The sequence below is a fragment of the Mesorhizobium sp. M0563 genome (assembly GCF_040321065.1).
Classification (GTDB): Bacteria; Pseudomonadota; Alphaproteobacteria; order Rhizobiales; family Rhizobiaceae; genus Mesorhizobium.
Genome location: NZ_JAMYQV010000001.1, coordinates 211463 through 237968, shown reverse-complemented (window position 1 = coordinate 237968; position 26506 = coordinate 211463). Strand labels below are relative to the sequence as shown.

Sequence of the window (26506 nt, the reverse complement as noted above, 5' to 3'; positions counted from 1 at the left end):
CGACCGACAAAGAGGAAAGCCCGGCCGAGAGCGCGGCTGTTCCAGTCACGTTTTTGCGAGCACGTCTCTAAGTTCAGCTGCGCGGATTGAGGTTCTCCGGGTCGTAGAGCGGCCTGTAGCCGACGGCGGCCACTTCGACCGGGTATTTCTCGCCGAAATATTCGACGCTCAACTTGCGGCTCTCCTGGCAATAAGCCCAGGGCAGGTAGGCGAGCGCGATATTCTTGCCGAGGGTCGGACTATAGGCCACCGAGGTCGTGAACGACCGACGGCCGAGCTCGTCGACCAGCGTCTCACCGGTTTGCGGGTCCATCACCGGCATCGTGCCGACCGGATAGCGGGGAACGCCGTTGGAATCGGTATTGTCCGTCATCACAAGGGTGCAAAGCATGGCCGGCTGATGCGCCCGGGCGCGATATTCCAGATGCTTTGCCTTGCCGCAGAAATCGGCCTCCTTGACCTTCGGCCGGGCAAGATCAGCCTCCAGCAGATTGTACTCGGTCAAGAGATCCGCGTTCTGCAGGCGCAGGCTCTTCTCCATGCGGCGGCTGTTGGCATAGGTCTCGACGCCAAAGGCCATTACGCCGGTCGACCGCAGGGCGTCCCAGACGGCCAGGCCGTCCTCGTAGCGCATATGCAGTTCCCAGCCTTGCTCGCCGACATAGGAGATGCGGAAGGCGGTCACGTCCTTGCCGGCGATCCTGACAGGCTTGATGGCGGCAAAGGGAAAATTCTCCGGCGTCAGTCCGTCGGGATTTTCCACGACCTTGCTCAATGCCGCCCGCGCATTCGGACCCCAGATGCCGACGGTCACGTACTTCTCGGTCACGTCGGTGACGGTAACGTCGAAGCCTTTGTCTTCTGCCGTCCGGCGCATGTACTGGAAGTCGCGCGGTCCGGCATCGGCGCCGTCGATCACGCGGCAGCGGTCGGCCATGCGGATGACGGTCAGGTCGGCGCGCACCATGCCTTCCTCATCGAGGAAATGGGTATAGATGCCCTTGCCGATATTGCCGTCGCCGCCGATCTTTGCCGCGCACAGCCATTCCATCAGCGCGACGTGATCGGGGCCTTCGACGTCGTACATGGCGAAATGCGACAGGTTGACGATGCCGCAATCCTCGCTCATGGCGAGATGCTCGGCATTCGAGACGCGCCAGAAATGGCGGTTGTCCCACTCGTTTTGACGCATCGGCACCCGGTTGCCGTATTTCTCGAGCAAATGCTCGTTGGCGGCGTAGCCATGGGCGCGTTCCCAGCCGCCGAGCTCCATGAAATAGCCGCCGAGTTCCTTCTCGCGCTCCCAGAAGGGCGAGCGGCGGACATTGCGGGCCTTGGAGAAGGGTTCGCGCGGATGCACCGCCGGGTTGTAGACCTTCATCGCCGTTTCGGTGCAGCGGTCCCAGATGAACTGCTCTTTCGTCTGGTGCGGATAGAAGCGCGAATAGTCGATGGCGTGGTGGTCGATCGCCGTGCGGCCGTCCGTCATCCAGTCGGCGATGAGCTTGCCCATGCCCGGGCCATCCTTGACCCAGATGGCAACGGCATACCAGAGGCCCCTGACCTTCTGGCTTTCGCCCATCGACGGGCCGCCGTCCGCCGTCACCTGCAGCAGGCCGTTGAAGGAATGGCTCTCATTGTAGCCCAACTCGCCCAGGATCGGCGTCAGTTCCATGGCGCGCTCGAGCGGCGCCATGATCTGCTCCATGTCGAGATCGCGCTGCGACGGCGAAAGCCGTGCCTCGTTTTTCTCGAGAATGTCGCGCGGATGGCAAAGGCGCGGATTGGTCTCTTCGTAGTAGCCCCACTCGATCTGCCCGCCTTCGGCCGTCTTGGGATCGCCGGTATCGCGCATGTAAGCCGAGTTGCCCTGGTCGCGCAGCAGCGGCCAGCCGATCTCCTTGCCGGTGCCGGCGAACTCGGTGTACGGCCCGAAGAAGGTAAGCGGATGGTCGATCGGCATCACGGGCAGGTCCTCGCCCGCCATTTCCGCAATAAGCCGTCCCCAGATTCCGGTGCAGACCACGACATAGTCGGCTTCGATAGTGCCGCGGTCGGTCACCACGGCCTTGATGCGGCCGTTCTCGATGACGAGCGACTTGGCGGAGGTATTGGCAAACGCCCTGACTTTGCCGGAGGCTTCCGCCTGGTCGACCAGCTTGCCGGCGACCGTCTGCGAGCGCGGGATGACGAGGCCGGCGTCGGGATCCCACAGGCCGCCCTGTACCATCTGTTCTTCGATCAGCGGGAATTTTTCCTTGATCTCGGCGGGATCGATCAGGCGGGCGCGTGTGCCGAAGGCCTTCGCCGAGGCGATCTTGCGCTTGATCTCCGCCATGCGGGCGTCGTCGCCGACGCGGGCGACCTCGAGGCCGCCGATGCGCGCGTAATGGCCCATCTTTTCGTAGAAATCGATGGAATAGAGCGTCGTCCAGCACGACAGGAAATCGTGGCTGGTCGTGTAGCAGAAGTCGGAGGCATGCGCCGTCGAGCCGATATCCGTCGGGATGCCTGATTTGTCGATGCCGACAATATCGTCCCATCCGCGCTCGATCAGGTGATGGGCGACCGATGCGCCGACGATGCCGCCAAGCCCGACGATGACGACCTTCGCCTTTTCCGGAAACCCTGCCATTGCCCGCGACTCCAAGATGCTATTGCGCCAGACTATAGGGCGGCGCCGCGCCGCGCTTGCAGCCTGTTTGCGACATCGCCAAAAAAGCCCGCGCCACCAGCCCGTCGAATGCAGTTAGACCTACGCCTTCGCCCTGCTCAGTACGAAGGCGCTGCTAGAGCCCGTCCTGCGCAGCTTCGAAGAAAAGTGCATACCTTCATCGCCGATTACCGGAAGCAAATAAAAGGCCGGGCGTTTGCCCGGCCTTCAAAAAATCATGGCGTCGACTTTACTTGATGCGCGCGACGCCGCCCGAGATCTCAATGGTCTCCGAACCGGTCAGCGCCTCGAGGTCGCCATTCGGCAAGGTAACAAAACAGCCGCTCGGGCAAAATTCCACGGTTTCGCCGGCGGCCAGCGCCAGCTCGGTCTTGCCGCCGCCTTCGGTCACGATCAGCGTGCGGGTCTCAGCGTCCTTGTTGACCGCGCTGGCGGCATGGGCCGAACCGCCCACGGCCAGAAAAGCGATGGCGGCGACGAGAGACTTCCACATTTTGCAGTATCGGTGTTGCCACCGCCTCTGTTGCATTTTGCAAGGCATTCTCGCCGTTTGCAGGTGAGCTTATATGCAATGCAAGCTGAACGGCAACTGAATGCCGCATTCATGCCGCAATTGGTTTCCGAAGGCTTGAAGGCAAGCTCCAAACAGCTAGTCAGGATCAGGCTTCCGCACCTTGCGTCCCGACTTGGCGAGACGTTTCGCCTCCGCCACTGCCAGTGCTTTTGCTTGCTCTCGCTCGGCGAATTCGACTTCGATCTTGTCGTCGTCGATCGGCCACGCCTCGTGCTTTTTGGTCTCGACGACGGCGCGCGGCGCCGACGGAATTTCGATATGCTGGTCGGCGAACACATCGAAGATTGCAAAGCGGATGTCGTTCTGGACGATATTGCCACTAAGAACGTCTGCCAGGAACACGCGAATCTCGAATTCGAGCGCGGCCGGGCCGAAATTGGAAAACAGCACAAAGGGTTCCGGGTTCTTCAGCACCAGCGGATGGCTGCGTGCGATCTCCAAAAGGACGCCATGCACGTGCTTGACGTCGCTACCATAGGCAACGCCGACCTTGATGTCGACGCGGCCGAGCTTGTTGCGGTGCGTCCAGTTGCCGACCGCATTGTTGATCAGGTTTGAATTGGGCAGGATCACCGATTGCCGTTGGAACGTCTCGATCTCGGTGGCGCGCACGCTGATCTTCTTGACAGTGCCGCTGATGTCGCCGGCGACGATCCAGTCGCCGACCTTGAACGGCCGCTCGGCCAACAGGATCAGGCCCGAGACGAAGTTCGAGACGACATTCTGCAGGCCGAAGCCGATGCCGAGGGACAGCGCACCGGCGACCAGCGCGAGGCTGGAGAGGTCGATGCCGGCGGCCGAGATGCCGACCAGTGCCGCGACGGCGACGCCGGCATAGCCGACCGCCAGCCGGATCGAATTGCGCACGCCGGTGTCGACGCGGCCGCGCGCCATCACCGAGCCGTCCAGCCATCCCTGGAACCAGCGCGTCAGGAAATAGCCGATGATGAAGACAACGACGCCTGAGAGGATGCCGGTGATCGAGATCGTCACCGAGCCGATGGTCAGCCCCGTTGCCAGCTTGTAGGCCCAAGCCTGGATGTCGCCGGGCTGGAAGCCCCACGTCAACAGGATCAGCGGCAGGAACACCAGCACGATCATCACGTTGATGGCGACGCTGACGACCAGGCCGAGCTGGTCGAGCGCGGTCGGCTCATAGCTTGAATTGGCGGATAGCCAACGGCCGATCGAGCTATTGGCGAAGCCGCCTTCCTCGCCGATCGCCCGCGCCGACAGGAAGCCGATATAGGCGGTGACCAGGATGGTGCCGGTGATCACGACCTGCACCGAGACGAACATGGCAAGGCCGATATAGCCGAACAGCGCCGACGCGATGGTGAACAGCCCCAGCGCCACGGCGGTGTAACGCAGCCACGCCGGCCACGGCCGCCAGATCCCGTCGGCGGCCTTGAACGGCTTCAGCAGGCCCATCAGGATCAGGATGACGCCGACGATGATGGTGGCGACAAAGCTTCTGGCGATGGTCAGCGACAGCGGCGAGCCCATCTTGTCGTTCACGACCGACAGGAAATAATTGATGCCGATGGCGACGGCCATGGCCGTCGTCAGCCGCACCAGCCAGCGCGCCGGGCCGGTTTCGACAGGGATCAGACGCCAGTTCGGCAGTCGCGGCTCAAGCGCCGCATTGGTCAGCCGGTTGACGCAGAACACACCCGCGACAACGGCAGCCAGCGCATTCAGGAAGATGCCGATATCGCCGCGCAAGACGTTGTAATAATTGAAAAAGAAAATGGTCGAGGCAAGGAAGACGCCGACTGCCAGCGTCGGCAGCAATGTCGACCAGAACGCCACCGACAGCCGGCTGAGATAGGAGGGATCCTCCACCGAGGGGTCCGCTTCGAACACACGGCCGAACAGGCGCCGCCCGCCGACGAAAAGCACGGCGGCCAAGGCAAGCGCCATCAAGGCCGCGGCAAGAACGGCCTGGAACTTGAACTTGAAGGCAAAGCTCAGCCAGGACGACACCGCCTTGTAGAAACTGGTAAATTCGTTGTTGGCATCGGAAATGACCTCCGGGCTCAATGCATCGGACAGCACGTAGCGCTTGGTGAGCTGGTTGCGGAAAAGCTCGCTGCGCATATTGCCGATCTTCTCGATCAGCCCGCTGATGCGGATCGACAGGTTTTGCGCCGTGGCGATGACGGCATTGATCTCGGCTTTTTCGGAGGCCAGCGCCTGGCGTTCGCCGGTCACGATATCGGGCTCGGCCGGCTGGCCCGCGGCCGGCGGCGGGCCTAGCTGCTCTAGCCGGCTGTTGATCTCGCTCAGCCGCGGCCGGAAAGCGAGCGCGCTGTTGAGCGAGGCACGCGACATTTCTTCCAGCTGCAGCCGAATATCGACAAGGCTGGCGTCATCGTCGCCGTCCTGCTGGAACTTCGTTTCGAGATTGTCGGTCTTCGTCGTCAGGTCCTGGAGGATTTTCTGCTGATCACTGACCAGTCCCGCGGGCGCCTGGCCAAGCCCTTGCGCCACCGCTCGCAACGAAAGCGGCGCCGAGGCGACAAGCATCAGGACCAGAACGAAGCGGAGCAGTCGGAAAAACATGATTGTCTGGCGACTCACGGGCGATAAGGCGTTCTAAAGGCCCGCTCTTGATAAAGACCGACATATCTGGGGGCAAGCCGTCCCTGACGGCCCGCTTTCGAAGTCGGCCATATCCAATCGAAGTCGGGGAGTCGAAAAGCGATGGCGCAATCTTGGCTTTGCGTTGGCCGCCTGCTCTATAGTCTGCCGCCAAGCCTGAAATGGATGACAATAAGAATGGCGGAATATTCGGCCTTTTCGCTTCTCAAGAACGCGCTGACCGGAAACAAGGACTGGAGGCCGGCCTGGCGCAAGCCCGACCCGAAGGCGTCCTACGATGTCATCGTCATCGGCGCCGGCGGCCATGGCCTGTCGACCGCGTACTATCTCGCCAAGGAGCACGGCATCACCAATGTCGCGGTGCTGGAGAAGGGCTGGCTCGGTTCCGGCAATGTCGGCCGCAACACGACGGCCGTCCGCTCCAACTACCTGCTGCCCGCCAACACGCGCTTCTACGAACATTCGATGAAGCTGTGGGAGAACCTGTCGCATGACCTCAACTATAACGTCATGTTCTCGCAGCGCGGCTGCCTGAACCTCGCCCACACACCTGCTCAGCTCGACGACTATGCCCGGCGCGGCAACGCCATGCGCCATCTCGGCGTCGACGCGGAACTGATGACCACGGCGGAGATCGCCCGCCTGGTGCCGGCGCTGGACGTCTCCGCCACGGCGCGTTTCCCGATCGTCGGCGGCCTGATGCAGCGACGCGCCGGCACCGCCCGCCACGATGCGGTCGCCTGGGGATATGCGCGTGGCGCAGATCGCCGCGGCGTCGACATCGTCGAAAACTGCGAGGTCACCGGCTTCCTGCGCGACGGCGACCGCATCACCGGCGTCACGACGACCCGCGGCGAAATCCGCGCTAAAAAGGTAGCGGTCGCGGTGGCCGGCAGCACCGGGCGGGTCATGCGGCTTGCCGGCATCGAGACAATGCCGATCGAGAGCCACGTGCTGCAGGCCTTCGTTACGGAATCGCTGAAACCGTTTATCGATACGGTCCTGACCTTCGGCATGGGCCATTTCTATATGTCGCAATCGGACAAGGGCGGCCTTGTCTATGGCGGCGACCTCGACGGCTACAACAGCTACGCCCAGCGCGGCAGCCTGCCGATCGTCGATGAGGTGATGAGCGAGATGCTGGCGCTGTTCCCGGGGCTCGCCCGCGTCCGCATGCTGCGCTCATGGGGCGGCGTCTGCGACATGTCGATGGACGGCTCGCCAATCATCACCACCGGTCCGCTGCCGGGCATGTATCTCAACTGCGGCTGGTGCTATGGCGGCTTCAAGGCGACGCCGGCTTCCGGCTGGTGCTTTGCCTGGACCATTGCCAAGGACGAGCCGCACGATCTCAACGCGGCCTTCACGCTCGACCGCTTTTACCGTGGCATGGTGATCGACGACAAGGGCCAGGGCGCCACGCCCCGGCTGCATTAGGCCATGATCCCGAACCGCAGGTCCGCGTCAGCGAAAAGTGGAAACCGGTTTTCGGACAAGATCATGGTCAAACGAGAAGTTTAAGAGATCCATGCTCATCACCTGCCCCTATTGCGGCCCGCGCGACGTTATCGAATTCACCTATCAGGGCGACGGCAATCGCCAGCGCCCACAGCCCGCGTCGCAAAACCTCGACGCCTGGAACGCTTATGTCTACGACCGGCTGAACCCCGCCGGCGACCACAATGAGATCTGGCAGCATTCCGGCGGCTGCCGCGCCCATCTCAGGGTGGTGCGCAACACGCTGACGCACGAGATCTCCAGCACTGCCTTCGCGCGCGGCGACCACAACTCGGTTGCGCGGCACAGGGCCGAGGACAAGTCATGAGCCCGCGCCGTACCGAGACCGGCGGCCGCATCGACCGGCTGCGGACCATCCGCTTCACCTTCGACGGCGCGCCTTATACCGGCCATGCCGGCGACACGCTGGCTTCGGCGCTGCTGGCCAACGGCGTCACCCTGTTTGGGCGTTCGTTCAAATATCACCGCCCGCGCGGCGTGCTGACTGCCGGCGTCGAGGAGCCAAACGCGCTCGTGACTGTGTTGAGGGGCGAGGTTCGCGAGCCGAACATTCCCGCCACCATGGTCGAGATCTATGACGGGCTGGCCGCAATGAGCCAGAACCGCTTCCCCTCGCTTGCCTGGGACGTCAATGCCATCAACCAGCTCGGCGGCAAGCTTTTGTCGGCCGGCTTCTACTACAAGACCTTCATGGGACCCGTGGTCGGTCCGCTGAAGGGCACGCGCTTCTGGATGTTCTGCGAGCATTTCATCCGCCGTGCCGCCGGCCTGGGCAAGGCAGGCACGGCTCCCGATACGGCGCGCTACGAACGCATGAACGCGTTTTGCGACGTGCTGGTAGTCGGTTCCGGCCCGGCCGGGCTGATGGCCGCCAGGGCGGCCGCCGATCAGGGTGCACGCGTCATCCTGGCCGAGCTCGAGCCGCATTTCGGCGGCTCGGCCAATTGGTCGGGCGAGACGATCGATGGCATGCCGGCCGCCGATTGGGCGGCGCGCGCCGCCGGCCAGCTTGAAGGCCATGACAATGTTCGCCTGCTGCCGCGCACCACCGTCTGGGGCTATTACGACGGCAACACGCTTGCCGCGATCGAACGCGTCACCGACCATAAGGAAACGCCGGACAAAGGCGAGCCGCGCCATCGCTACTGGACCATCCGCGCCAAATCGGTGGTGCTGGCCACCGGCTCCCTGGAGCGTCCCTTGGTCTTTCCTGGCAATGATCGGCCAGGCGTGATGCTGGCGCATGCGGCCGAGCGCTATGCCAATGAATATGGCGTGCTGCCGGGTCACAGGGTCGCGCTGTTCACCAACAATGACAGCGCCTATCGCGCAGCACTGGCGTTGAAGAAGGCCGGTGCCGCGGTCGTCGCCATCGTCGACGCGCGCCCGGAGCTTTCGAGCGAAATGCGCAAGCTGGCCGGCGAGACCGAAGCCGAGATCTTTTCTGGCCACGCGGTGATAGCCACCGAGGGCGGCAAGGCGCTTTCCGGCTTCAAGGTGCAGCGCTTCGACATGGCCAGTGGTGCGCTTTCCGGCGATGCGCGCAGCATCCACGCCGATTGCCTGCTGATGTCGGGCGGCTGGTCGCCGACCATCCATCTGGCCAGCCAGGCCGGAGCCAAAGCGGAATGGAACGAAGCGTTACAAGCGTTCCTGCCGCCGAAACCGACAACACGGCAATGGATCGGCGCCGGCGCCTTCACCGGCAGTTTCTCCACCGCCGAGGCGATCGCCGAAGGTCGCGCCGCCGGCCTTTCCGCTGCGGGCGCAACAGCCACGCCGGCGGCCTTGCCTGCCGTCGGGGCAGCACCTGGCGATCCCGATCCGGCACCGGTGTTCGAGATCAAGGCCGCAGGAAAAAGCTTCGTCGACTTCCAGCATGACGTGACGGCCGACGACGTGCGGCTGGCGCATCGCGAAGGCTTCGTCTCGGCCGAGCATCTGAAGCGCTACACCACGCTCGGCATGGCGACCGACCAGGGCAAGAGTTCCAACATACCAGGCCTCGCCATCATGGCCGAGGCGCTGGGCAAGCCGATCCCGCAGGTCGGCACGACGCGCTTTCGTCCGCCTTTTTCGGCGGTGTCGATCGGCTCGCTTGCCGCCGAACGCTTCGGCGATCTGAAGCCCGAGCGGCTGACGCCGATGCATGACTGGCACGTCGCCAACGGCGCCACCATGTATTCGGCCGGCCTCTGGTACCGGCCGATGATCTACGGCCATCCCGGTGAAACGATCGAGCAGGCCTATGTGCGCGAGGCGAGAGCCACGCGCGAGAGCGCCGGCATTGTCGACGTCTCGACACTGGGCAAGATCGCGGTGCAAGGCCCGGACGCGGCGGAATTCCTCGACCGCGTCTACACCAACATGTTTTCGACGCTGGCTGTCGGCAAGGCGCGTTATGGGCTAATGCTGCGCGAGGACGGCCTCGCCTTCGACGACGGCACCACCTGGCGGCTTGGCGAGCAGGATTTCCTGATGACCACCACCACCGCCAATGCCGGCAAGGTAATGCAGCATCTGGAGTATTTTCTCGACGTGATCTGGCCGGAGCTGAAGGTCCACGTCACCTCGGTCACCGACCAATGGGCCGGTGCCGCCATCGGCGGGCCGAACGCCAGGCAGATATTGGCTGCTTGCGTCAGCGGCACCGCTGTCGACAATGCCGCCCTGCCCTTCATGGGCATCGTCCACGGCGAAATCGCCGGCGTGCCGGTGATGATCTGCCGGCTGTCCTTCTCCGGCGAAATGGCCTTCGAGGTCTATTCCGGCGCCGGTTACGGCACCCATGTCTGGGAGGCGCTGATCGAAGCCGGCAAGCCGTTCGGGCTGGTGACCTACGGACTGGAGGCGCTGGGCACCCTGCGCATCGAGAAGGGCCACGTCACCGGCGCCGAGATCGACGGTCGTACCACGGGGCGCGACCTGCATCTCGACTGGATGCTGTCGAAGAAGAAGCCGTTTATCGGTTCGGCGATGATGGATCGCGAGGGGCTGATCGCGCCCGACCGCCTGGAACTCGTCGGTATTGTTTCGCTCGACAACCAGCCGCTAAACGGCGGCGCACACATCGTCGAGGAGCTTGACGAAGCCAATCCGCACGGCTCGCTCGGTCACATCACCGCTTGCTGCTATTCGCCGGCGCTCGGCAAATATATAGCGCTTGCCTTGGTCAAGGGCGGCAAGGCGCGGCGCGGCACGCGCGCTTATGTCTCCGACCCGTTGCGCAACCGGTTCGGGCCGGTCGAGATCGTCTCCAACCATTTCTTCGATCCGGACGGGAGCCGCATGCATGGTTGAGCGCCAATCACCGCTTGAGCCGGTGCTGCATCCAGGCTCGCATGGCAATTTCGAGCACGGTGTCGAAATCATCCTCTCCGAAACCAGGCCGGGTTCGATCCTGCAGCTCGCCGCCTGGCCCGGCCAGGAGAAGGCGTTGATGGCCGGCATCCGCACTGTTACCGGCCTGGCTTTGCCCGACGGCGCCGGCGGCGGTGTCACGGACGGCGTCAGGTCGGTGTTCGGCTTTGCGCCGGGAAAGTTCACAATGGTCGATGAGGCCGAGGGATTGGCATCGGCCTTTGCCGACGTCGTCACTCCGTCCATCGGTACGGTGACCGACCTTTCGCACGGCCGCACCGCGATCCGTATCGCCGGGCCAAAGGCCGAGTGGGTCCTGGCAAAATTCTTCGCCATCGACTTCGCGCTGCCGGCCTTCCCGATCGGCGCCGGCCGCTCAACCATGCATCACGACGTCTTCGCCCAGATCCAGCGCACCGGCGCCGATCAGTTCGACATCTATGTGTTCCGCTCGTTCGCACGCTCGTTCTGGAAGGCACTCTGCCACGCCAGCGAGGAAGTCGGCTACGAAGTGCAGTAGCTAGACGGCGCGTCTTCACCTTACTCGGCGAACGTCACCCACTCTTCCAGCGGCGCGCGATCGGTGCGGAAGGCATTTTCAGGCTTGGACGTATCCTCGTGGCCGAGCGCCATGCCGCACACGACGATCTCCTCGTCGGGAATGTCGAGCACGGGCCTGATCTGCCGGTGATAGGGCGCGAAGGCGGCCTGCGGGCAGGTGTGTAGGCCCCTGCCCCGCGCCGCGACCATGATGTTCTGCAGGAACATGCCGTAGTCGATCCACGACCCCTTGTTCAGCCGCCGGTCGACGGTGAAGATCAAGCCGACCGGCGCATCGAAGAAGACGAAATTGCGGTCGTGTTGCGCACGCATCCTGTCGACCTCGCGCCGGCCGATGCCGAGCACGCCGTAGAGGCCGAAGCCGTTGGCCCGCCGTCGCGTCAGATAGGGTTCGAAGAACTGGTCGGGATAGTAGCGGTACTCGTCCCACTCGGCCTTTTCGGCGCGGATGCCCGAGCTGAGGATGGCGTCGGTGATGCGCTGCTTGACCTCGCCCTTGGTCACATAGACCTTCCAGGGCTGCATGTTGGTGCCCGAGGGCGCGCGCGCAGCAACGGCGAGAATATCGCGGATGGTGTCGTCGTCGACCATGTCGGGCAAGAAGGCGCGTACGGACCTGCGCGAGGTGATCGCGTCATCGACGATCGCCACCGCAATCCGGGAGTTGTTTTCCAGCATGGGCCGTCCCTTTGCGCATAATCCTGGAACCCGGCTTTTCCGGAAAGGATCATGCGCCGACTAGAAGTGATGGAGCATCCTGGCGAGTTTCTATGAACGCTCGACGCCCTATCCGCCTCGACCGGACGCCCCACTCGCCGCTCGTGTGCCGAGCCTTTGCCTGAACCGTCAAAATGGCGCAAGTAAATCTTGTGGGTTCATGAAAATCATCTTGATTTTTTCACAGACCTGCGGTCACATGAAATTTGCTGGGAATTTTTCATCGAGACAGGGATGGCTTTGCCCTCAACCGCCGCAACACCGGAACAAGATAACGGCGAACGGCTGCTGGCCGGCGACATTCGCGCGTTGCGCAAGGCGCGCGGCCTGACGCTTGCCGAAATCGGGCTGAAGCTCGGCCGTTCCGTCGGCTGGGTCAGTCAGGTCGAGCGCGGCCTGTCGATCCCGTCGCTCGGCGATCTCAGGGCCTTCGCCGAATTGTTCGGCGTGCCGGTCAGCCTGTTCTTCAGCCATGACGTGCCTGTCGAGACCGAACGCGGCGTGGTCGTGCGCGCCGGCAACCGGCGCACCCTTGGCACAAGCGATTCCGGCCTGGTGGAGGAGCTTCTGTCGCCGGATCTCGGCGGTAGCTTCGAGATGCTGCGTTCGGTCTTCGCCCCCGGTGCCGAGCTGAAGACCGAGGCCCGCCGGCCGACCGAGGAAGCCGGCTACGTCGCGTCCGGCAGCTTCGACATCGAAATTGCCGGCGTCTGGCACCGGCTTGGAGCAGGCGACTCCTTCCGCTTTGACGGCAAGCCGTTCCGCTGGCGCAATCCTGGAGCGGAACCGGCTGTGGTGATCTGGGTGGTTTCGCCGCCCGTCTATTGATCTGGAGAAGAACATGGCCAGTTTGCCGACCACGGCACGCGTGGTGATCATCGGAGGCGGTGCCGTCGGCGCCTCCTCGCTCTATCATCTCGCCAAGGCGGGCTGGACCGACTGCGTGCTTCTGGAGAAGAACGAGCTGACTTCCGGCTCGACCTGGCATGCCGCCGGCAACGTGCCGACGTTCTCCTCGTCATGGTCGCTGATGAACATGCAGCGCTATTCGACCGAGCTCTATCGCCGGTTGGCCGACGAGGTCGGCTATCCCATGAACTATCACGTCACCGGCTCGCTCAGGCTCGCCCATACGATCGAGCGTATGCAGGAATTCCAGCGCGCCAAGGGCATGGGCCGCTATCAGGGCATGGACATCAATGTCGTCGGCCCCGACGAGATCAAGCGCCGCTACCCCTTCATCGAAACGCATGAGCTGAAGGGCGCGCTCTACGATCCGAGCGACGGCGACATCGACCCGGCGCAATTGACCCAGGCGCTGGCCAAGGGGGCGCGCGACATGGGTGCGAAGATCATCCGCTTCTGCCCGGTCACCGGCGTGCGCCGCGAGAACGACGAGTGGGTGGTCGAGACGCCGCAAGGCGAGATTCGCTGCGAGATCGTCGTCAACGCCGCCGGCTACCGCGCCGCCGAAGTCGGCAGGATGTTCGGCCGCGAGGTGCCGATGATGGTGATGAGCCATCAATACATCCTGTTTGAGGAAATCCCCGAACTGGCGGCGTGGTCGAAGGAACAAGGCAAGAAGCTGCCGCTGCTGCGCGACGTCGATACGTCCTATTATCTGCGCCAGGAAAAGAACGGCATGAACCTCGGCCCCTATGAGCGCAATTGCCGCGCCCATTGGGTCGGCCACAACGACCCGATGCCGGACGACTTTTCGTTCCAGCTGTTTCCCGACGACCTCGACCGGCTGGAACATTACCTGGCCGATGCCGTCGCCCGCGTGCCGATCCTCGGCACCGCCGGGCTGTCCAAGGTCATCAACGGGCCGATCCCCTATGCGCCGGACGGCAACCCGCTGATCGGCCCGATGCCTGGCGTGCCCAACGCCTTCGAGGCCTGCGTCTTCACCTTCGGCATCGCCCAGGGCGGCGGCGCCGGCAAAGTGCTGGCCGAGTGGGTGACCGAGGGCCAGACCGAATGGGACATGTGGTCCTGCGATCCACGCCGTTTCACCGCCTTTGCGTCGGCGCCGGATTACTGCGTCGCCAAGGGCATGGAGATCTACGGCAACGAGTATGCCATCCAATTCCCGCGCCACGCCTGGCCGGCTGGGCGCGACCGCAAGCTGTCGCCGCTCCACGGCCGCATCAAGGCGTTCGGCGCCCGGTTCGACGCCTATAATGGCTGGGAACGCGCCACCTGGTATGCGAAGCCAGGCGACGACATCTCCGAACAATCCACGCTGACCTTCCGCCGTGACGGCCCCTGGCAGCATCGTGTGCGCGAGGAATGCCTCGCCGTCCGCGATGCCGCCGGCATTCTGGACCTGCCGGGATTTTCCCGGTTCAATCTAGACGGTCCGGGTGCCGCCGAATGGCTGAGCCTCCAGGTGACAGGCCTGGTGCCGAAACCCGGCCGCATCGGCCTCGTCTACTTTGCCGACGACAAGGGCCGCGTCGTCACCGAGATGTCGGTGGTGCGTCACGACGAAGATCACATGACGCTGATCACCGCCGCGGTGGCGCAGTGGCACGATTTCGAATGGCTGAAATCGCGCATGCCGAAGGACGCGACGTTCAAGTTGACTGACCGGACAGAAGAGTATTCGACCCAGATCCTCGCCGGACCCAACTCGCGAAACATCCTCGCCGAACTCTGCGCGGCCGACCTCACCCTGCCCTGGCTGACGCATCAGGAAACATCGATCGCCGGGCGCTGGGCCAAGCTGGTGCGCGTATCCTTCGCTGGCGAGCTCGGCTGGGAAATCCACAGCAAGGTCGACGATACCGCAGTCATCTTCGACGCTGTCTGGGCGGCCGGCCAGAGGCACGGCCTGAAACCATTCGGCATGTACGCGCTGGATTCGCTGCGGCTCGAAAAAGGCTACCGTACGTGGAAGGGCGATCTGTCGACCGACTACTCGATCCTGCAGGGCGGGCTGGAGCGCTTCGTCAGATGGGACAAGCCCGACTTCCGCGGTAAGGCGGCGTTGCAGAGCGAAAAGCAGCAAGGCGTCAAGAAACGCTTCGTCACGCTGGTCGTCGAAAATCCCGGCGACTGCGACACACCTTACATGTCGACGCTTTGGCATGACGGCCGGATCGTCGGCGAGACGACATCCGGCGGCTGGGGTCATCGCATCGACAAGTCGATCGCGCTCGGCATGCTGCGCGCCGACCTCACCGAGCCGGGAACCGCGGTCGAGGTCGATATCTTCGGCGAACGTTTTCGGGCGATCGTGCAGAAGGATGAGCCGTTATGGGATCCGAAGAACGAGAGGCTCAAAGCATGAAGAAAGTCATCCTCACCGATGGCGGCATGGGCCAGGAGCTGGTCCGCCGCAGCAGCTCCGAGCCGACGCCGCTCTGGTCGGCCAGGGTGCTGATCGACGAACCGGATCTGGTGCGCGACCTGCATGCGGAATTCATCCGCGCCGGAGCCCGCGTCATCACCATCAACACTTATTCCGCAACGCCGGAGCGGCTGGCGCGCGAGGGCGCGGAAGAGCTGTTCAAGCCTTTGCAGAAGCGCAGCATCGAACTGGCAAGGCAAGCACGCGACCAGACCGGCGACGCGGCGATCGCCGGCTGCCTGTCGCCGCTGTTCGGCAGCTATGCGCCGGCGCTGACGATATCCTTCCAGGATACGCTCGACATCTATCGCCGTATAGTTGCCGAGCAGGCGGACGGCGTCGATCTGTTTCTGTGCGAAACCATGGCGTCGGCCGAAGAGGCGCGCGCCGCCGTCACCGCGGCATCGGAAAGCGGCAAGCCTGTCTGGGTGTCGTGGACGCTCGCGGATCACGGCATGCCGCGCCTGCGCAGCGGCGAAGCCATTGCGGCGGCGTCGGGCGCTCTTGACGGCCTACCCGTCGCGGCCCGGCTGATCAATTGCTGTCGGCCCGAAGCGATCGCTGCAGCGCTGCCCGGACTGATCGCTCTCGGCGGTGCGGTCGGCGCCTATGCCAATGGCTTCACCTCGGTCGAGGCGCTCAAGCATGGCGGCACCGTCGAAGTGCTGCACGCCCGCCACGACCTCGATCCGGACGCCTATGCCGGCCAGGCGATCGGCTGGGTCGAGGCCGGCGCCGGCATCGTCGGCGGCTGCTGCGAAGTCGGACCGGCCCACATCGCCGCCTTGCGCGACCGGCTCGAACAGGCCGGCTACGAAATTTCGGGAGTAGCATAATGCCCAGGCCATCATCGCGCATTTCCGGCATCGTGCCTTCGGGCAAGGATGGCTGGGAGGTTCATTCCGCTGCCTGGGCGCGCAAGCAGGCCGGCGAGGACATCATCATGCTGTCGGTCGGCGACCATGATTTCGACACGCCGAGCGAGACGATCGAAGCCTGCGTGACGGCGGTCCGCGCCAGCAATCACCACTACACCCCACTTGCCGGCGTTCCGCGGCTGCGCAAGGCGATGGCGGCGGCCTCGACGCTCTGCACCGGTGTTGCGACCAGCCCCGACCAGGTCATCGCCACGCCGGGCGGGCAGGCCGCGCTTTACGCAGCTATTCAAGCTGTTCTCGACCAGGGCGACCATGCCATCGTCGTCGCGCCCTATTACGCCACCTATCCCAATACCTTCAGCGCGGCGGGCGCCGCGTTCAGCGTCGTCGAGACACCCGCCGAGGATGGCTTTCAGCCGCGCGCCGCCGAGATCCGCGCCGCCCTACGGCCGAACACCCGCGCCATTCTGATCAACACGCCGAACAACCCGACCGGTGCCGTCTATTTGCGCGAGCGCCTGGAAGAGCTGGCGCAGATCTGCCGCGAGCATGACCTATGGCTGCTGTCGGACGAGGTCTACTGGACGCTGGGTGGCGGCGAGCACGTCTCACCACGCTCGCTGCCCGGCATGGCCGAACGTACGCTGGTCATCAATTCGATGTCCAAGAGCCACGGCATGACCGGCTGGCGCATGGGCTGGCTGACCGGGCCCGAACCAATGGTCTCGCTGCTGACCGACCTCAATCTGGTGATGACCTACGGCCTGCCGGCCTTCATCAGCCTCGCCTGCGCCGAGGCGCTCGAAAACGGCTACGGCGTCAAGGAGATCGCCGAGCGCTATGCCGCAAGGCGCGCCGTCGTTCTCGATGCCATGCGCGGCATGAACAACATCACCGTGCGCGGCTCCGAGGGCGGCATGTACGTGATGCTCGACATATCGGCGATCGAGCCGGACGATGAGAAATTCGCCTGGGCGTTCCTCGACCAGGAGAAGGTCGGCGTCATGCCCGGCTCGAGCTTCGGCGAAGCTGCAGCCGGCCACATCCGCTTCAGCCTCTGCCAGCCTGAGCCGGTGCTGATGGAGGCTGCCACGCGCCTGCGCCGCTTCGCCTCCAGCTACCGCCGCGAAGCCGCATGAACTCGCCGCCCGCCAAAACCATACCGACCAAGGCCATTCCTCCCAAAGCAAGGGCGGTCATCATCGGTGGCGGCGTCTCCGGCTGCTCGGTCGCCTATCATCTGGCCAAGCTCGGCTGGACCGACATCGTTCTGCTCGAGCGCAAGCAGCTGACATCGGGCACGACATGGCACGCTGCCGGCCTGATCGGCCAGCTGCGCGGCTCGCAGAACATGACCCGGCTGGCGAAGTATTCGGCCGATCTCTACGTCAAGCTCGAGGCCGAGACCGATGTCGGCACCGGCATGCGCCAGGTTGGCTCGATCACGGTGGCGCTTACCGAGGAGCGCAAGCACGAGATCTATCGGCAGGCGTCTCTCGCCCGCGCCTTCGATGTCGACGTGCGCGAGATTTCGCCAGGTGAAGTCAAGGAGATGTACCCGCATCTCAATGTTTCGGATGTTGTCGGCGCCGTGCATCTGCCGCTCGACGGCCAGTGCGATCCGGCCAACATCGCCATGGCCTTGGCCAAGGGCGCACGTCAGCGCGGTGCGACCATCCTGGAGAACGTGAAGGTCACCAAGGTTCATACCAGGGCCGGCCGCGTCACCGGCGTCTCCTGGGCGCAAGGCGACGAGCAAGGCACGATCGAAGCCGATATCGTCGTCAACTGCGCCGGCATGTGGGCACGCGAACTTGGCGCCCAGAACGGCGTCACCATCCCGCTGCACGCCTGCGAGCATTTCTATCTCGTCACCGAGCCGATCCCGGGGCTCTCCCGCCTGCCGGTGCTGCGCGTGCCGGACGAATGCGCCTACTACAAGGAAGATGCCGGCAAGATGATGCTCGGCGCTTTCGAGCCGGTGGCCAAGCCGTGGGGCATGAACGGCATAAGCGAGGAGTTCTGCTTCGACCAGTTGCCGCAGGGCATGGACCATTTCGAGCCGATCCTCGAAATGGGCGTCAACCGCATGCCGATGCTGGCCACCGCCGGCATCCACACCTTCTTCAACGGCCCAGAGAGTTTTACCCCCGACGACCGTTATTATCTCGGCGAGGCGCCGGAGCTTTCCGGCTACTGGATGGCGACCGGCTACAATTCGATCGGCATCGTCTCCTCCGGCGGCGCCGGCATGGCGCTGGCGCAATGGATCAATGACGGCGAGGCGCCGTTCGATCTCTGGGAGGTCGACATCCGCCGCGCCCAGCCGTTCCAGAAGAACCGCCGCTATCTCAAGGAGCGCGTCTCTGAAACGCTCGGCCTGCTCTACGCCGATCATTTTCCTTACCGGCAGATGGCAACCTCGCGGAACGTGAGGCGTTCGCCGCTGCACGAGCACCTGAAGACGCGCGGCGCGGTGTTCGGCGAGGTCGCCGGCTGGGAGCGCGCCAACTGGTTCGCTAGGCCCGGCCAGGAGCGCGAATACCGCTATTCGTGGAAACGGCAGAACTGGTTCGACAACCAGCGCGAGGAGCATCTGGCGGTCCGGAACGGCGTCGGCCTGTTCGACATGACCTCGTTCGGCAAGATCCGCGTCGAAGGCCGCGACGCCTGCGCCTTCCTGCAAAGGCTCTGCGCCAACGACATGGACGTGGCGCCGGGCAAGATCGTCTACACCCAGATGCTCAACCAGCGCGGCGGTATCGAGAGCGATCTGACCGTCTCGCGATTGTCCGAAACAGCCTTCTTCCTCGTCGTGCCGGGCGCCACGCTGCAGCGCGATCTGGCCTGGCTGAAAAAACATCTTGCCGACGAGTTCGTCGTCATTACCGATGTGACCGCTGCCGAAGCGGTGCTTTGCCTGATGGGCCCGGATTCGAGGAAGCTGATCCAAAAGGTCAGCCCGAATGATTTCTCCAATGACAACAATCCGTTCGGAACGTTTCAGGAGATCGAGATCGGCATGGGCCTGGCCCGCGCCCACCGCGTCACCTATGTCGGCGAGCTCGGCTGGGAGCTTTATGTCTCGACCGATCAGGCCGCCCACGTCTTCGAGGCGATAGAAGAGGCCGGCGCCGATGTCGGTCTGAAGCTATGCGGCCTGCACACGCTGGACTCCTGCCGCATCGAAAAGGCGTTCCGGCATTTCGGCCACGACATCACCGACGAAGACAATGTGCTGGAGGCCGGCCTTGGCTTCGCCGTGAAGACGGCCAAGAGCTATTTCCTCGGCCGCGATGCGGTGCTGAAGAAGAAAGAAACCGGCCTGTCACGCCGGCTGGTGCAGTTCCGCCTGAACGACCCCGAGCCGCTGCTCTTCCACAACGAGGCGATCCTGCGCGACGGCAAGATCGTCGGTCCGATCACCTCGGGCAATTACGGCCATCATCTCGGCGGCGCAATCGGGCTTGGCTACGTGCCTTGCAAGGGTGAGAGCGAGGCGGATGTGCTGTCGTCGTCCTACGAGATCGAGATCGCCGGCGAGCGCTTTGCCGCCGAGGCCTCGCTCAAGCCGATGTACGATCCGAAGGCCGAGCGAGTGCGGATGTAGCTCAGAACGCATCCATCTCGGCCGCGACCTTCGCCACGAACCTCGTCCGCCTCTCGTCGGTCGATAGGTTCATCGAGTACTGCGCGAGGTAGGAAACCGAGCCGCCGGGCTTGATGGTCGCACGCAGCACCCGCTTGACCAGCTTGCGCGGCGGGTCGCCCATCAGCATGGCGCGGAACCGACTGCCGCCATAGGTGGCGACCGCGGCGACCTTGCGAATGTTGTGCAGCGACGGCTGCACCTTGCCGTCAACCAATTTGAACGACACGCCGGGCAGGAAGACGCGATCGAAAAAGCCTTTCAGAATGGCCGGATAGCCGAAGTTCCACACCGGAAATGACAGCACCAGCGCCTCGGCCCACAGCAAGCGCTCGACATAAGGCGACGCCGGATCGCCGTCGCTGCGTTCGTCGTGATAGGACAGCCGTTCGGCCCGCGTCAGCCTGGGATCGAAACCCTCGGCATAGAGATCGCAGTCGTCCACGACATGGCCGGCGGCCTTCAGGCGCTCGACGATGGTCCGGTGCAGGCCGGCATTGAAGCTGGTCTCGACCGGATGAGCGTAGAGGACGAGGACGTTCAACCCGTCTTCTCCAGCCCCTTGAACAGGAACGACTTGCCTGAGCGATAATCATAGTCCGGGTTTTCCCAGGCGATCATCTTGCCCGGATTGAGCAGCCCTTGCGGGTCGGTCTCACGCTTGAAAGCCAGTTGCACTTCATCCGTCTGCTTCATGCCGCCTTCTTCCAGCGTGTAGCGGTGCGGGTTGAAGATCCAGCAGCCATTGTCTTCGTGGATGCGGATGATCTCGTCCAGCCGCTCCGCCGTGGTGAAGCGCACCAGCGGCAATCCGGCGATGCCGATGGCGCCATCGAAGCGGATAAATTCGAGATGCGCCGGCACCTCGTCGCCGAAGCGTTCGACCATCGCCTTGACGTGACCGAGGTGGTCCGGCGACGGGTAGCGGGTCTGCAGATAGGTGATCGTCGGGTCGACCCGGATGGCGCGCAGCGTGGTGTGGTTCCAGGTCAGCTCATAGGCCGGCGGCAGCCCCTTGAGATCGGCCTCCTTATCGGCGCGAAAGACGATCTCGCCCTTACTGCGCGCAGTGAAGGCGACGAAGGCATCCATCGCATGCGGCGCGATCATCAGGACGACGATGCTTTGGCCGCGCCGGAAAAACCGCTGGTGGCGCTTGAAGTAATCGTAGGGGATGGGTGCTGCTATCGGCGTGATCAGCTTCGCCAGGATGCCGTCCTGGATGGCGAGATCGTTGCCGAAGCCGGCCGCATCCATGAAATCGTCGAAGCTGACGATGACGTCGATCCAGTCATAACTGGCGGTTAGCGGCATCTCGACTTCGGTGATGATGCCGTTGGTGCCGTAGGCGTGCATCACTTTCAGCACGTCCTCGCCGGTGAGCTCCATGACGCGGGGCTGTGCCTCCATCGTCACGGTCCTCAGCCGGATGACGTTGCCGAGGTCGCGCAAGCCGCCCCAGCGGATCGAGCCAATACCGCCGGAGCCGCCGGCGACGAAGCCGCCGATCGATGCCGTGTTGTAGGTCGACGGCGACATGCGGAGCTCCTGGCCGGAATGCGCCCGAGTCGCCTTGTCGATGTCGGCGAGCACGGCGCCGGGACCGGTGACGACACGACCGGGCGCGATCGCCTTGATCGCGTTCATCTCGGCGAGATTGAGCACGACGCCGCCGGACAGGGGCATCGCCTGCCCGTAATTGCCGGTGCCGCTGCCGCGCGGCGTCACCGGCACGCCATGCCGGTGGCAGGCGGCGAGCACGCGGACGACCTCGTCTTCCGTTTTCGGCGTCACGATCAGGTCGCCGGTGACATGCTCGAGCTGCTGCTTCAGCACCGGGCTGTACCAGTAGAAGTCGCGGCTCTTCTGCTGGACGATCGCCGGATGGTCGTCGACCTTGAGGCCGTCCAGGTCGCGCTTGAGCGCCGCAATATCCATCATTCCACCATCAGATCATCGAGTTCGGCATAGTCGGGCAGCTGGCGTTCGATCGCCTGGCCGTCGCGCACCACGATGCGATCCGATTCGGGCCGTGACAGCAATTCCGTCCAGCTTCGCCCCTTGAAGACGACGAAATCGGCCGGCCCTCCGGCGGCAAGCGTGCCGAAACCATCGAGCCGCATCACCTTGGCCGGCGTCGCTGTTACCGCTTGCGGCCAGTCAGCGACGGGATGGTCGAGATGCAGGATGCGCGTCGCCGTGCGATAGACCTCCAGCATGTCGAGATCGCCATAGGCGTAGAACGGGTCGCGCGTATTGTCGGAGGCGACGGCGACGGCAATGCCGCGCGCCTTCATCTCGTGCAGCAGCGTCACCCCGCGCCAGCGCGGCGTGGTGTTGTCGCCGCGCCGGTCCTGCAGATAGAGATTGCACATCGGCAGCGACACCACCGCCAGGCCGGCCTTGGCGACCTTGTCCAGCGTGTCGAGCACCTCGAGATCGGGCTGGCGCGCCAGCGAGCAGCAATGGCCGACCAGGATGTTCCCGTCAAAACCGTTCCAGAGGGCGGCTTCGGCAATCTTCTTGAGCGAGATCGCCGAGACATCGTCGGTCTCGTCGGCATGGAAATCGAGGTCGAGGCCATGCTTGATCGCCTGCGCAAACACCTGGTCAAGCAGTTCCTCGAGGTCCGGCACCATATAGGTGACGACGCCGAGCACGCCCTTGGCGGCAGCCACCCGCTTGGCCAGCCTCTCGAACCATTTCCTGTCGCGCACGCCTTCGATGCCGAGCAGGCAGGCCGCCTGCAGCTCGATGCGGCCGCGCCATTTCTCCCGCATCGTCTCGAACACCGGCCAGGAGATCTCTTCCTGCGGCGCAACGCTGTCGAGATGCGTACGCAGCGCCCTGGTGCCATGCGCATAGGCCGAGCGCAGCGAAAAATCCATGCGGCGGGCAACGTCGTCGGCGCTCCAGCGCGCCGCCCGGTCGGCGCCCGTTGCGTTCAGCGCGCCCATGAAGGTGCCGTCGGGATTGGGCTTTCGAGGCCAGATATGGCCCTTGTCGATATGGGTGTGGCAGTCGACGAAGCACGGCAAGACGATCCGGCCGCCGAGGTCGATGGCGCCTGCCTGTGCGTTGGATCGATGCGCCGTAATCCCGGAGATCTTGCCATCGGCGATGGCGATATCCGCGAGCCCAAACCCGTCGGTATCGAAGGCTCCAGAAAAGCCCGGCGTCAGTGAGGCATGAAGCCGAACCTTGGCGAGATGGTAGGAACCAGAAGCTGGTATCAAGGCGGCGCTGTCCACCATCACCGCTCCTGCCTCAGCGCGCTCTCGTGCCAGCGCCGCAAAATGAGATGCGAAATCAGCGACAGCACCAGGAAGATCAGGATGCCGGTGAGCGAGATCAGGATCAGCGCCGCGAACAGCCTCGGCGCGTTGAGCCGGTAGCCGGCCTCGATTATGCGCGAGGCGAGGCCGGACGACTGGCCGGTGGCGCCGGCGACGAACTCGGCCACCACCGCGCCGATCAGCGACAGGCCGCCGGCGATCTTCAGCCCGCCGAGGAAATAAGGCATCGCCGCCGGCAGCCGCAGATAGCGCAATTGCTGCCAGCGGGTGGCGCCGTTGAGCTTGAACAAATCGCGCAGATTGCGGTCGACGGAATTGAGGCCGAGCGTGGTGTTGGAGAGGATCGGGAAGAAGGCGACGATCCAGGCGCAAAGCAGCAGCTTTGTCGTCTGGTTGTCGACATAGATGTTGATCAGCGGAAAAATCGCGACGATCGGCGTCACCTGCAGCACGACGGCGAACGGAAAGAACGACATCTCCACCCATTTCGACTGCGCGAACAGCACCGCCAGCCCGACGCCGCCGACCACGGCGAGGAGCAGGCTGAAGAAGGTGATCCTGAGCGTCACCAGCAGCGAGGAGAACAGCAGCCCGGCATCGTCGTGCAGCGTCTGCAGCACCACGCCGGGACGCGGCAGGATGTATTTCGGGATGTCGTTCCAGACGCAGACGCGGTCCCACAGCCAGATCGCCAGGATCATGATTGCCAGCGGCAGCAGCCATCTGCCGATGCGCTCGAAGCGCTCCTGGCGAACGCGGCGCGCCTCCTCCGGGTCGAGCGCCAGGACTTGTTCTTCAATGGCCGTCATGATGCGGTCCGGCAGTTGAGTTGATGGCGCCGATCAGCACGTCGGATGCCTGGCGGCAGAGCGCGGCATAATCGGGCGAGGTGCGAAACGCCTCGTCGCGCGGATAGGATGCATCGACGGCAAGCTCGGCAAACACCCGGCCCGGCCGCGCCGCCATGACGACGACGCGGTTGGAGAGGAAAACGCTTTCGAAGACGCTGTGAGTGACGAAAACGACGGTAAAACGCTCATCCTGCCATAGCTCCAGAAGATCGTTGTTGAGCTTGAAGCGGGTGATCTCGTCGAGTGCGGCGAATGGCTCGTCCATCAACAGAATGCGCGGCTTGGTCACCATGGCGCGGGCAATCGAGACGCGCATCTTCATGCCGCCTGATAATTCGCGCGGCACGGCATTCTCGAATCCGGTCAGGTGAACCCGCGCCAGCATCTCCATCACCGCCGGCGCCGCCTTGGCCCGCGACACACCCTTCAGCCGCAGCGGCAGCCAGACATTGTCGAAGACATCGGCCCAGGGCAGCAGCGTCGGCTCCTGGAAGACGAAGCCGATATTCGAGCGGTCGCCGATATTTGAACGATCGAGGGCGCCGCTGCCGCGCCAGTCGAGCACACCCGAGGTCGGCGTCGACAGGCCGGCAATCAGCCGCAGCGCCGTCGACTTGCCGCAGCCCGACGGTCCGAGCAGGCTGAGGAAATCGCCTTCCCGGATCGTCAGCTCGACATTGCTGAGCGCGGTGACGCCGTTGGAAAACACCTTGCCGACGCCACGCAGCGCCAACAGCGTCGGCCCCGATACGCTTCCTGGCTGTTGCGCCACTTTCTCCAGCTTCACGGCCTACTTCTTCAGGTCGAGCCCGACGCTCTTGTTGACGAAGGCCAGCGTGTAGGCCTTCTTGATGTCGATGCCCGCCGGTGTTACCTTGGCCTTGACCATCTTGTCGTAAAAACTCTGGATGCGCGCATCGGTCATGGCGCCGATGCCGAGCTTTTCGCTGTCGCCGGAATCGACCACGCCGAACTTCTTCAGCTGCTCGATCGAGAAGGCGATCTGCTCATCCGTCATGTCCGGATTTTCCTTCTTGATCATCTCGTTGGCGGCCTTGTTGTCGCCGTAGAGATAATTGTACCAGCCCTTGGCCGAGCCATCGACGAAGCACTGGACCACCTCGGGCCGCTTGTCGACCGTCTCCTGCATGGTTTCGACCGTCGTTGCATATGTGTCCCAGCCATAGTCGGCCAGCAGGAACTGGTTCGGCGTGAAACCGCCCTGCTTCTGGACGGCGAATGGCTCCGAGGTGACGTAGCCCTGCTGGATCGACTTCTTGTTGGCGATGAACGGAGCCGGGTTGAAAGTGTAGGGCACGCGTTTTGCGGCATCGAAGCCGAGGTCGGTGACCATCCACTGGAAGAAGGTCTGCGCACCTTCGTCGCCGAGGATGTACTGGTCGGCGTTCTTCAGGTCTTCCCATTTGTCCAGCCCCTGGCCGGGATGGGACATGATGACCTGCGGGTCCTTCTGGAAGTCGGCGGCCACGACGCGCATCGGTATGCCTTGCTGCACGGCATCGAAGGCCGACAGCAGATTGCCGCCCATGTAGAAATCGATCTTACCTGCGAGCAGCAGCGGCCGGCCGCTGACCTGTGGGCCGCCCTGCATGATCGTCACGTCGATGCCGCATGCGGCATAGGTACCATCCACCACGGCTTGGTAGTAACCGCCATGTTCCGGCTCGGCCAGCCAGTTGGTGCCGAAGGTGACTTTTTCGTTCGCTGCCGCGGCAAGCGTACCTGCGCCAAGCAGCACGATCACGCCCGCCGAAATCTTGAGTCTTCCGTACATCCACACCACCCTTTGTTCGCTCCGGCGCATCACGCGCCGGGCTCGACACCATTGTTTCAAGAAGCAAGACACATGCCACCGGCGCGTTGCGTCGGGACCGCCCGCTTGTGCAATGCCCGCCTGTGCAATGGCGGCGCGAAGGCCGGACGGGTCATGCTGTACGGAAGGCATCGTGCCTATTTTTTGATCGCCTGTCCACAATCGCCCTCGTGACATGCACCGCCATCTTGATGCCCGCCTACATCCAGCTTTACGCTGCCGTGAACGGAGATTGCCATGTTCAAATTTCTCACGCCGAAGTCGATCAAGCCGCCCTTCGCCCGCTACAGCCATGGCGTCGAGCTGCCGCCCGGCAAGCGGCTGGTGCTGTGTTCGGGCCAGGTCGCGATCACAGCGGACGACCAGATCCCCGAGGAGGCCGGCGCACAGGCCGAGCTCTGTTTCCAGAACATAGCGGCGATTCTCGGCGAGGCCGGGCTCGGCCTGTCCGACATCGTCCGCATCAACGCCTACGTCACCGACCGCGCCTTCCTGCGGCCCTATATGGAGGTTCGCGACCGGCTGTTCGCCAGTCCGGCGCCGGCCTCGACGCTGATGATCGTGTCCGGCTTTGCCCGGCCGGAGTTTAAGGTCGAGATCGAGGTCATCGCGGCGGGTTGAGGAGCGCTGGCCAG

20 protein-coding genes are annotated in these 26506 nt (G+C 63.9%); 10 read left to right on the top strand and 10 right to left on the bottom strand.

Annotated elements, in window-relative coordinates:
- Nucleotides 1-73 precede the first annotated feature (73 nt).
- The 3 genes from NKI50_RS01125 to NKI50_RS01115 form a co-directional block, all read right to left on the bottom strand.
- Nucleotides 74-2635, bottom strand: a complete 2562-nt coding sequence (locus NKI50_RS01125) for a GcvT family protein (protein ID WP_352715106.1) — start codon at nt 2633-2635, stop codon at nt 74-76.
- 268 nt (nt 2636-2903) lie between these two features.
- A complete protein-coding gene (locus NKI50_RS01120; RefSeq protein WP_023676533.1) occupies nt 2904-3167 on the bottom strand; it encodes a hypothetical protein in 264 nt (87 codons plus the stop codon).
- A 156-nt stretch (nt 3168-3323) separates the two neighbouring features.
- On the bottom strand, nt 3324-5813 hold the full coding sequence (locus tag NKI50_RS01115) for a mechanosensitive ion channel family protein (protein ID WP_352484517.1): 2490 nt from the start codon (nt 5811-5813) through the stop codon (nt 3324-3326).
- A gap of 216 nt (nt 5814-6029) precedes the next feature.
- Between NKI50_RS01115 and NKI50_RS01110 the strand changes: the two genes are divergently transcribed.
- From NKI50_RS01110 to NKI50_RS01095, 4 genes are all read left to right on the top strand, one after another.
- Nucleotides 6030-7289 carry a sarcosine oxidase subunit beta gene (locus tag NKI50_RS01110; RefSeq protein ID WP_352640488.1) on the top strand — a complete coding sequence of 420 codons (1260 nt, stop codon included), beginning with the start codon at nt 6030-6032 and terminating at the stop codon, nt 7287-7289.
- A 91-nt stretch (nt 7290-7380) separates the two neighbouring features.
- A complete protein-coding gene (locus NKI50_RS01105) occupies nt 7381-7677 on the top strand; it encodes a sarcosine oxidase subunit delta (RefSeq protein ID WP_023719917.1) in 297 nt (98 codons plus the stop codon).
- Nucleotides 7674-10670, top strand: coding sequence for a sarcosine oxidase subunit alpha (locus tag NKI50_RS01100; RefSeq protein WP_352640489.1), 2997 nt, complete (start codon nt 7674-7676; stop codon nt 10668-10670). The genes NKI50_RS01105 and NKI50_RS01100 overlap by 4 nt, the downstream gene beginning before the upstream one ends.
- Nucleotides 10663-11250 (top strand): sarcosine oxidase subunit gamma, encoded by a 588-nt coding sequence (locus NKI50_RS01095; protein ID WP_023719915.1) that lies wholly within the window; start codon nt 10663-10665, stop codon nt 11248-11250. The genes NKI50_RS01100 and NKI50_RS01095 overlap by 8 nt, the downstream gene beginning before the upstream one ends.
- A gap of 20 nt (nt 11251-11270) precedes the next feature.
- On the opposite strand, the gene NKI50_RS01090 is transcribed toward NKI50_RS01095, so the two are convergent.
- Nucleotides 11271-11969 (bottom strand): nitroreductase, encoded by a 699-nt coding sequence (locus NKI50_RS01090; protein WP_352640490.1) that lies wholly within the window; start codon nt 11967-11969, stop codon nt 11271-11273.
- Between the two features lie 273 nt (nt 11970-12242).
- Between NKI50_RS01090 and NKI50_RS01085 the strand changes: the two genes are divergently transcribed.
- Genes NKI50_RS01085 through NKI50_RS01065 form a run of 5 tightly spaced genes read left to right on the top strand, consistent with a single transcriptional unit; the run spans nt 12243 to nt 19851 of the window.
- The gene (locus NKI50_RS01085; RefSeq protein ID WP_352484512.1) at nt 12243-12836 is read left to right on the top strand and encodes a helix-turn-helix domain-containing protein; all 594 of its coding nucleotides are present in this window, start codon (nt 12243-12245) and stop codon (nt 12834-12836) included.
- Between the two features lie 13 nt (nt 12837-12849).
- A complete protein-coding gene (locus tag NKI50_RS01080) occupies nt 12850-15303 on the top strand; it encodes a GcvT family protein (RefSeq protein WP_352715102.1) in 2454 nt (817 codons plus the stop codon).
- Nucleotides 15300-16199 carry a homocysteine S-methyltransferase family protein gene (locus NKI50_RS01075; protein ID WP_352590136.1) on the top strand — a complete coding sequence of 300 codons (900 nt, stop codon included), beginning with the start codon at nt 15300-15302 and terminating at the stop codon, nt 16197-16199. The genes NKI50_RS01080 and NKI50_RS01075 overlap by 4 nt, the downstream gene beginning before the upstream one ends.
- A complete protein-coding gene (locus NKI50_RS01070) occupies nt 16199-17380 on the top strand; it encodes a pyridoxal phosphate-dependent aminotransferase (RefSeq protein WP_023719911.1) in 1182 nt (393 codons plus the stop codon). Before NKI50_RS01075 ends, NKI50_RS01070 begins: the two co-directional genes overlap by 1 nt.
- On the top strand, nt 17377-19851 hold the full coding sequence (locus tag NKI50_RS01065; protein WP_352715098.1) for a GcvT family protein: 2475 nt from the start codon (nt 17377-17379) through the stop codon (nt 19849-19851). Before NKI50_RS01070 ends, NKI50_RS01065 begins: the two co-directional genes overlap by 4 nt.
- Nucleotide 19852: 1 nt before the next feature.
- Here NKI50_RS01065 and NKI50_RS01060 read toward each other — a convergent pair whose 3' ends face one another.
- From NKI50_RS01060 to NKI50_RS01035, 6 genes are read right to left on the bottom strand one after another with little or no spacing between them, the layout of a single operon-like run.
- Nucleotides 19853-20434 carry an NAD(P)H-dependent oxidoreductase gene (locus NKI50_RS01060; protein ID WP_352484508.1) on the bottom strand — a complete coding sequence of 194 codons (582 nt, stop codon included), beginning with the start codon at nt 20432-20434 and terminating at the stop codon, nt 19853-19855.
- The gene (locus NKI50_RS01055; RefSeq protein WP_352715289.1) at nt 20431-21828 is read right to left on the bottom strand and encodes an FAD-binding oxidoreductase; all 1398 of its coding nucleotides are present in this window, start codon (nt 21826-21828) and stop codon (nt 20431-20433) included. The genes NKI50_RS01060 and NKI50_RS01055 overlap by 4 nt, the downstream gene beginning before the upstream one ends.
- Complete coding sequence (locus NKI50_RS01050; RefSeq protein ID WP_352640499.1) at nt 21828-23126, bottom strand: cytosine deaminase; 1299 nt, start codon at nt 23124-23126, stop codon at nt 21828-21830. The genes NKI50_RS01055 and NKI50_RS01050 overlap by 1 nt, the downstream gene beginning before the upstream one ends.
- 17 nt (nt 23127-23143) lie before the next feature.
- Nucleotides 23144-23995, bottom strand: a complete 852-nt coding sequence (locus NKI50_RS01045) for an ABC transporter permease (protein WP_352640493.1) — start codon at nt 23993-23995, stop codon at nt 23144-23146.
- Nucleotides 23982-24824, bottom strand: coding sequence for an ABC transporter ATP-binding protein (locus NKI50_RS01040; RefSeq protein WP_023719906.1), 843 nt, complete (start codon nt 24822-24824; stop codon nt 23982-23984). The genes NKI50_RS01045 and NKI50_RS01040 overlap by 14 nt, the downstream gene beginning before the upstream one ends.
- A gap of 3 nt (nt 24825-24827) precedes the next feature.
- Nucleotides 24828-25832: an ABC transporter substrate-binding protein gene (locus NKI50_RS01035; RefSeq protein WP_023719905.1), complete on the bottom strand. Its 1005-nt coding sequence runs from the start codon at nt 25830-25832 to the stop codon at nt 24828-24830.
- 276 nt (nt 25833-26108) lie between these two features.
- On the opposite strand from NKI50_RS01035, the gene NKI50_RS01030 reads away from it, so the two are divergent.
- Nucleotides 26109-26492 carry a RidA family protein gene (locus NKI50_RS01030; protein ID WP_352640494.1) on the top strand — a complete coding sequence of 128 codons (384 nt, stop codon included), beginning with the start codon at nt 26109-26111 and terminating at the stop codon, nt 26490-26492.
- The last annotated feature ends 14 nt before the right edge of the window (nt 26493-26506 follow it).